Here is a 7671-nt window from a genome sequence, read left to right as displayed (position 1 = left end):
CATCAACCCGAGCCCGCCAAGGCCGAAACCCAGCGGCGGCATTAGAAATTCCCCCAGAACCATTCACGGTTAAAACGATACCGAACAAGTGGACGACCCACCATCACCCAATAGAGTCGCCCCCGGTAAGCGAAGCGCCATCCCGTCGACCTGGCCAAACCACATCACGCTGCAGGCAGGGCGCAACAAACCACCCCAACGGAACACCCAAACCCCACCCTTGCGCCCTGCCTGCAGCGTGATAAACAAAAAGCCGAGTCCGACGGAATGGTGCGAAGCGGAGAAACGCCATCCCAGAGACCTGCCCAGCCGGCGAGGCGAAAAACCCCGACGGCAAACCGCACCCACCAAATCAGCCCCGAGGCGAAAAACCCCGACAACGAACCTACCCCCGAGAACAGCACTCAGCCGTACGGAAGACCACCCCTGTCACCGAACAATCCTGGAACTGTCCTGAAGAACCTTCTCGGCGTCGGAAACGATGGTGGAGACGAGTTCGGTGACGGTGGGGAGGTCGTCGAGAAGGCCGACGACTTGGCCGGAGGCGAGGATGCCTGCGTCGGTGTGGCCGTCGACGAGGCCTGCGCGGAGGAGCATGGGGGTGTTGGCGGCCATGAGGACCTGGGCCCAGGTGAGGTCGTTGCCGCGTTTCATGGCGAGGCCTTCGCGGACCATGGCGGGCAGAGACAGCCCGGTGAGGCGGCGGAAGCGGATGGCGTTGGCGGCGGCGCGAAGGAGGCTGCGGGCGGGGCCTGCGCTTTCGAGCCGGTCGACGAGGGCGGTGCGGAGCACGCGGTGGGGTATGCCGTCGACACGGCGGGTGAGCACGGTGCCGGAGGTGGTCTGGCCGAGGTAGTACTGCTTGATCCGGTCGGGCACGGTGCTGTCGGTGGTGAGCAGGAAGCGGGTGCCCATGGCGATGCCTGCGGCGCCGTAGGCGAGGGCGGCGGCGAGGCCGCGTCCGTCGTAGAAGCCGCCTGCGGCGACGACGGGGATGTCGACCGCGTCGACGACGGAGGGCAGCAGGACGGTGGTGGGCACGTGCCCGGTGTGTCCGCCCCCTTCCCCGCCCTGGACGATGACGGCGTCGGCGCCCCAGTCGGCGACCTTCTCCGCGTGCCGGGCGGCGCCGACGGACGGGATGACGAGCACCCCGTGGTCGCGCAGCTTGGCGATGTGGTCCTTGCGCGGGGCGAGTGCGAACGAGGCGACCCGGACGCCGCGGTCGATGAGCAGGTCGATGCGCCGGTCCGCGTCGTCGGCGTCGGCGCGCAGGTTGACGCCGAAGGGGCGGTCGGTGCGCCGGGCGACCTCGTCGACGGCGGCTGCGAGGTGGTCGTAGGTCATGGTCGCGGAGGCGAGGATGCCGAGTCCGCCCGCGCGTGCGGTGGCGGCCACCAGACGCGGGCCTGCCACCCAGCCCATGCCGGTCTGCACGACGGGGTGTTCAACACCGACGAGCCGGGTCAACGCGGTGTCGATGCTCACCGGCGCACCTCCCGGTCGCGGAGGCCGTCCGGGTCGAGGACGTCGCGGAGGAGCCGGAGTTCCTCGTCGGTGGGCAGCCGCGTGTCCGGGACCGCGGTGCAGTCGAGGTCGAATCCGGTCGCGGCGACGACGTCCTCGGCGGTCACACCCGGGTGCAGCGACACGGCGCGCATCGCGTGGTCGGGCCCGGCGAAGTCGAACACGCCGAGGTCGGTCACGACCCGGTGGACGTCGTGGTAGCGCTGGGCAGCAGGTCCCGCCTTGGCGGCGTTGTCGTGGCCGACACCGGCGACGACGTCGACGTTCTCGACGAACACACGCGTGCTGTGCCGGGGCACCCAGTAGCTGGTGCGGTGGTTCACGGTGTTGCCCGGTGCGCCGCGCACGCCCAGCAGTTGTTTCGTGGGCCGGGCGTGCTCGCCGATGGCCGAGATGTTCTGGTTGCCGTACCGGTCGATCTGGTTCGCACCCATCACCACGTGCCTGCGTCCGTGCGGCACGACGGTGTCGAGCACCCGCCGGAACGGCTGCCACCCTTCGATCACGCCGTCGGCGTCTACCAGGTACGCCTGCCCGTCGGAGAGCAGGAGATCCGGCGCGAAGCTCGCACGCGCCAGCCGTGCGCCCAGCGAGGGAACGAGCCCCATGGGGCTGGCGACGATCTCTCCGTCGTCGCGGAACAGCTCCGCCACCGCGACGGTCACCACCTCGGCCCTGCTCACCCCGCTCACGCGGCCACCTCCCTCGCGAAACGCCGCACCTCGGCCTGGTAGGCGGCTTCGTCACCGGAGAGGAACCGGTCGACGAACGCGGGCCATCGCTCGGGGTCCTTGGCGTTGTCGACATAGTGCTTCTGGAACGGCTCGTCCCGCCCGTAGTCGGGCGCCGCCGTGGTGAAATGCGCACCGCCCGGCGATTCGATCACTCCGTCCACCATGGACCGGTTCAGCAGCAGCGACTGCACCGGACCCGACCCGCTCAACTCCGATGTGGACACGACACGTTCGGCGGTGACGAAACGTCTGCGCGCCGCCAGGCAAAACAGGTCGTCGAAGTACGGGTCCGGCCCGAGGTACTGCGCGTTGCCGCGCCCGTCGGCCCGATTCAGGTGGACGAACGTCACGTCCAACGGCATCGCGGGCACCGCGAGCAGCTCCTCGCCGTCGGCGTAGGGCGAGCGTACGGTGCGCAACTCCGGGGACAGGCGCGGCACGTCCGACCCCAGTCCGGCTCGGGTGGGCAGGAAGGGCAGCCGTTGCGCCGCCGCCTGCAACGCCAGGCCGAACATGCCCTCGTCGTACTCGGTGACCTCGACCTCGCCGCTCTCCCTCGCCCTGCCGAAATGCGGATCGAACGGAATCGAATCGAGCGTGACGAAGCCGAACACGACCCGCCGCACCTTGCCGGCCGCACACAGCAGACCCACGTCGGGACCGCCGTAGGACACCACCGTCAGGTCCCGCACAGGACTGCGCAGGATCGCCCGCACGGCGGCCATCGGCTTGCGTCGCGAGCCCCACCCGCCGATGCCGACGGTCATCCCGTCCCGCAGTTCGGCCACCGCGTCGTCGACGGTCGTGCGTTTGTCGGCCATCACGCCCCCTTCTCGTCGAGGAACGCCTGCCGAGCCTCGTCCGAGGCGCCCATGAGGTTCAGTTCGAACGTGAATCCCTGCTCGAATCGGTAACTGCGGTGCACGTCCTGCGTGTCGATGCCGTTGAGCGCCTCCTTCGCGGCCCTGATCACCCGCGTGTCCTTCGCCGCGATCGAGCGCGCCACGTCCAGAGCGGCATCGTCCAATGCGGACCGTTCGACAACGTCGTACACCGACCCGAAACGCTGCAACTCGGCGGCAGTGACCGTACGAGCCGTGAAGTACAGCGTGCGCATCAGGTGCGGCGGAACCAGGCGAGCCAGGTGCGTCGCCGCGCCGAGCGCTCCGCGTTCGACCTCGGGCACACCGAACGTCGCGTCGTCGGAGGCCACCACCACGTCGGCGTTGCCGGCCAGGCCGACGCCCCCGCCCAGGCAGTGCCCGTGTACCGCGGCCACCACGGGCACGGCACAGTCGTACACCGCCGCGAACGCGGCATAGCAGCCCCGGTTCGCACCCACGAGTGCCTCGTATCCGCTCGCCGCCTGGATCTCCTTGATGTCCACGCCCGCGTTGAAGCCGCGTCCCTCGGCGCGCAGCACCACCACGTGCACACCGGGGTCCGCACCCGCGCCGCGCACGGCGTCGGCGAGCTCGAACCACCCGGCGACGGTCAGCGCGTTCACCGGTGGTGCGTCGACGGTCACCACCGCGACGTGGTCGTCGATCCTCGTGGTCGTCACGCTCATCGGCTCACCCCGTAGACGGGCTCCGGGTCAGGCGCCTTCGCCAACAGGTCGGCCACCACGGGCCCGAGTTCGGCGGGATGCCACCGGCCGCCCTTGTCGATCTCCGGGCCGTGGCGCCACGACTGCGCCACCGACACCTTGCCACCCTCCACTTCGAACACCCGGCCCGTCACGTCCGCCGACTCCCGACTGCCCAGCCACACGACCAGGGGCGAGACGTTCTCCGGTGCCATGGCGTCGAATCCGCCGTCGGGACGGGCCATCATGTCGGCGAACACCTCCTCGGTCATCCGGGTGCGCGCAGCGGGCGCGATCGCGTTGACCGTCACGCCGTAGTGCCCCAGTTCCGCAGCCGCCACCACCGTCAACCCGGCGATCCCGGCCTTGGCGGCCGAGTAGTTCGCCTGGCCGACGCTGCCCAGCAGGCCCGCGCCCGAACTCGTGTTGATCACGCGAGCGTCCCTGGTCCGCCCTGCCTTCGCCTCCGCACGCCAGTACGCCCCGGCGTGGCGGACGGTCGCGAAATGCCCCTTCAGGTGCACGCGCATGACCGTGTCCCACTCGTCCTCGCCGAGGTTGACGAGCATGCGGTCGCGCACCACACCGGCGTTGTTGACCAGCACGTCCAGGCCGCCGAACCGGGAGACGGTCTCGTCGACGAGCTCGGCGGCCGCGGTGAAGTCGGCGACGTCGTGCGTGCTCGCCCACGCCGTTCCGCCGCGCTCGGTGATCTCCGCGACGACGTCCGCCGCGGGGCCCTCGCCCGTACTCGCACCGTCCAGGGCCACCCCGACGTCGTTGACCACGACGGTCGCGCCCGCGTCGGCGAACGCCAGTGCGTGGGCGCGGCCGATCCCCCTGCCCGCACCGGTCACGACGACGACGCGGCCGCGGCACATCCGGTTATTCATCAACGTTCTCCCGTCGGTTGTCGTGACCACCGGACGACGCCACGGCCCCGCCTGCCCCGCCTGCCCCACCGACTCCGCCGACTCCGCTGACTCCGCTGACTCCGCCGATTCGGCGAACACTGCGGACGCCCTCGCTGTCGGATGCGGACAGGAACGCGGGACGTTCACCGCCGCCGTGCACGAGGAGTGAGGCCCCCGTGACGTAGGAGGCGAGCGGCGAGGCCAGGAACGCCGCGCACGTACCGATCTCGCGTGGCTCGGCGAGTCGGCGCAGCGGGACTGTGCCGGCGACCGCGGCGATACCGTCCTCACTGCCGTAGTGCAGCTGTGCGCTCTCCGTGCGCACCATGCCCACGGCGAGTGCGTTCACGCGTACTTTGGGTGCCCATTCCGCGGCCAAACTCGCGGTGAGGCCGTCGATTCCGGCCTTGGCGGCGCCGTAGGCGGCGGTGCCCGGCGAGGCACGGCGTCCGCTCACGCTGCCGACCATGACGATGGACCCACCCGTTTTCTGGTGCTGCATCACGGCATTCGCCTGCTGGGCGACGTGCAGCGGTGCGAGCAGGTTGAGTTGGACGACCTTGTCGTGGAAGCGCGGCGACGCCTCGGCCGCATCGGCGTACGGGGCACCGCCCGCGTTGTTGACCACCACGTCGAGCCGCTGATGACGGTCGAGAACCTGTTCCATCATTACCGCGATGCTTTCCGGATCGCGGACATCGCAACGGACGAAGTCCGGGCCCGCGCCGTCCGGCGGTGTTCGCCCACACACGACGACCTCGGCGCCGTACTCCCGGAACACCGACGCGATTCCTGCGCCGACCCCGCGCGCTCCCCCGGTCACCAGTACGACCGCACCGTCGAAGGACAGTTCCCGCGTCGCCACGAACACCTCCGCTCATCGCCCGCATCCAAAACTAGAACATGTTTCTATTCGGGACAAGGTCGATGAGCTGGGACTTCCCGGGGTGAGCCGGAACACATACAGTGAGGTTTCTCCGTCAGCGACGACCAGGAGCACGTTCATGGCCGCACCCTCCGCGCACACACCGTCAGCTCACCCGTACATCGTCACGGCCGATCCGGACACGGACACGATCGCGGGCCTACTGCGGCGCAACGCCACGGAGTTCGCCGACCTACCAGCGCTGACGTCCCTCGACGTCGACGGCGCGCCCACCCACACGTGGGCGCAACTGCGCGACGACGTGGCAGCCGTCGCGCGCGGGCTCGCCGATCTCGGGCTGCATTCGGGCCTGCGCATGCTGATCATGGCGCCCAGCAGGCCCGAACACATCATCACCGACCTCGCCGCCATGAGCCTCGGAGCGATCCCCTGCACCGCGTACTCGACGTTGAGCAGCGAGCAGATCGCCTACGTCGCCGAACACAGCGCAGCACCCGTGGCCGTACTGGCGGGAGAGGACGAACTCGCCCGTTGGCGCCCTGTCCTCGACCGCCTGCCCGCACTCCGCCGGATCGTGGTCATGGACGACGCGGCGCTGCCGTCCGGCGACGAGCGTTTCGTCTCCTACCGCGAGCTCCGTGACCAGGGCGCGGCCGCCCACGCCGCCGACCCGGACACCTACGAGCGCGCCGTCGCCGACATCCGCCCCGACGACCCGTTGGCGATGATCTACACCTCCGGCACCACCGGCGTGCCGAAGGGTGTCGTGCTCTCGCACCGCAACGCCATTCACGAGGCCGTCGCACTGCGCGACCTCCACGACAGTCCACCGCATATGTCCAATGTGGCGTACCTGCCGCTGGCGCACATCGCCGAACGGGTCCTGTCGATCTATCTGCCGATCGTGGGTGCGGGCCACGTGCACACGCTGGCCGACCCCTCCGGCGTCGTGGGCGCGCTCGGCCGCGTGCACCCGATGCAGTTCTTCGGCGTCCCGCGCGTGTGGGAGAAGATGGTCGCCGGGCTGAAGAACATGCTCGCCGGCCTTCCGGAGGAGAAGCAGACCACGCTGATCCAGGCGAACGAACTGCTGCAGGAGGGCTACAAGCTCCGTAGTGCGGGCAAGCCCGTCCCCGACGAACTCGCCGAACGCATCGCGCAGACCGACGAGGCCGTGCTGGCGCCCGTCCGCCAGATGCTGGGCCTGGACCGGCTGTTCCTCGCCTCCAGCGGCGCGGCCGCACTGCCGGTCGAGGTGCTGTACTTCATCGCCGGCCTGGGCGTGGAGATCCACGAGGTCTGGGGCCTGTCCGAGACCACGGGCGCCGTCACCGCCAACACCGCGGGAGCGTTCCGCGCGGGTACCGTCGGCAGGCCGTTGCAGGGTGTCGAGGTCAAGCGCGCCGAGGACGGCGAGCTGCTCGTCCGCGGTCCCATCGTGTTCCTCGGCTACCTCCAGGCCGACGGCACCATCGCCGACGCCACCGACGAGGACGGCTGGTTCCCCACGGGCGACATCGGCACGATCGACGAGGACGGGTACGTGTCGATCACCGACCGCAAGAAGGAGCTGATCATCACCGCGGGCGGCAAGAACATCGCACCGTCCCGCATCGAGGCTCTGCTCAAGGAACATCCGCTGATCGGGCAGGCGGTCGCCATCGGGGACAACCGTCCCTACGTGAGCGCGCTGATCGTCCTCGACGACGAGATGGCACCGGCCTGGGCGTCGGCCCGCGGCATCGAGGCGATCACCCCCGCGGAACTGGCCGGCCACCCGCAGGTCACCGAGGAGATCGACAAGGCGGTTCAGGCGGCCAACGACCGGCTGGCCCGCGTGGAACAGGTCAAACGCCACACGGTGCTGGCCAAGGCGTGGACGCCGGAGAGCGGCGAGTTGACCCCGACGTTGAAGCTCAAACGGCGCGTCATCAACGACCGGTACCACGACGACATCGAGGCGCTCTACGGCAGCTGACCGGCGCATCCCTGGTCCCGGACGGGCGGCCGTCCGGGACCAGG

At 69.9% G+C, this 7671-nt stretch carries 7 protein-coding genes; 1 reads left to right on the top strand and 6 read right to left on the bottom strand.

The genetic code is table 11. The features are described from left to right. Positions 1-429: 429 nt before the first annotated feature. Genes IF64_RS0123410 through IF64_RS0123385 form a run of 6 tightly spaced genes read right to left on the bottom strand, consistent with a single transcriptional unit; the run spans position 430 to position 5628 of the window. A complete protein-coding gene (locus IF64_RS0123410) occupies positions 430-1482 on the bottom strand; it encodes an NAD(P)H-dependent flavin oxidoreductase (RefSeq protein ID WP_030534340.1) in 1053 nt (350 codons plus the stop codon). Positions 1483-1484: 2 nt separating this feature from the next. Continuing rightward, positions 1485-2219, bottom strand: coding sequence for a CoA-transferase subunit beta (locus IF64_RS0123405; RefSeq protein ID WP_030534339.1), 735 nt, complete (start codon positions 2217-2219; stop codon positions 1485-1487). Beyond that, positions 2216-3082: a CoA transferase subunit A gene (locus tag IF64_RS0123400; RefSeq protein ID WP_030534338.1), complete on the bottom strand. Its 867-nt coding sequence runs from the start codon at positions 3080-3082 to the stop codon at positions 2216-2218. The genes IF64_RS0123405 and IF64_RS0123400 overlap by 4 nt, the downstream gene beginning before the upstream one ends. Then, the gene (locus IF64_RS0123395; RefSeq protein ID WP_030534337.1) at positions 3082-3831 is read right to left on the bottom strand and encodes an enoyl-CoA hydratase family protein; all 750 of its coding nucleotides are present in this window, start codon (positions 3829-3831) and stop codon (positions 3082-3084) included. The genes IF64_RS0123400 and IF64_RS0123395 overlap by 1 nt, the downstream gene beginning before the upstream one ends. After that, positions 3828-4742, bottom strand: coding sequence for an SDR family oxidoreductase (locus tag IF64_RS0123390; protein ID WP_030534336.1), 915 nt, complete (start codon positions 4740-4742; stop codon positions 3828-3830). The genes IF64_RS0123395 and IF64_RS0123390 overlap by 4 nt, the downstream gene beginning before the upstream one ends. Continuing rightward, on the bottom strand, positions 4735-5628 hold the full coding sequence (locus IF64_RS0123385) for an SDR family oxidoreductase (RefSeq protein WP_084706060.1): 894 nt from the start codon (positions 5626-5628) through the stop codon (positions 4735-4737). Before IF64_RS0123385 ends, IF64_RS0123390 begins: the two co-directional genes overlap by 8 nt. Before the next feature lie 139 nt (positions 5629-5767). On the opposite strand from IF64_RS0123385, the gene IF64_RS0123380 reads away from it, so the two are divergent. Next, positions 5768-7627: an AMP-dependent synthetase/ligase gene (locus tag IF64_RS0123380; RefSeq protein ID WP_084706059.1), complete on the top strand. Its 1860-nt coding sequence runs from the start codon at positions 5768-5770 to the stop codon at positions 7625-7627. Positions 7628-7671 lie beyond the last annotated feature (44 nt).

Origin of the sequence: Prauserella rugosa, from assembly GCF_000719975.1 — a bacterium.
Taxonomy (GTDB): domain Bacteria; phylum Actinomycetota; class Actinomycetes; order Mycobacteriales; family Pseudonocardiaceae; genus Prauserella; species Prauserella rugosa.
The sequence above is the reverse complement of the archived record's forward strand: the minus strand, read 5'-3'. Positions and strand labels throughout refer to the sequence as shown.

What these genes read in the sequence shown, in the direction of transcription:
- IF64_RS0123380 (WP_084706059.1), top strand. Translation starts at nt 5,768, where the DNA reads ATGGCCGCACCCTCCGCGCACACACCGTCAGCTCACCCGTACATCGTC.
- IF64_RS0123395 (WP_030534337.1), bottom strand. Translation starts at nt 3,831, where the DNA reads ATGAGCGTGACGACCACGAGGATCGACGACCACGTCGCGGTGGTGACC.
- IF64_RS0123390 (WP_030534336.1), bottom strand. Translation starts at nt 4,742, where the DNA reads ATGAATAACCGGATGTGCCGCGGCCGCGTCGTCGTCGTGACCGGTGCG.
- IF64_RS0123400 (WP_030534338.1), bottom strand. Translation starts at nt 3,082, where the DNA reads ATGGCCGACAAACGCACGACCGTCGACGACGCGGTGGCCGAACTGCGG.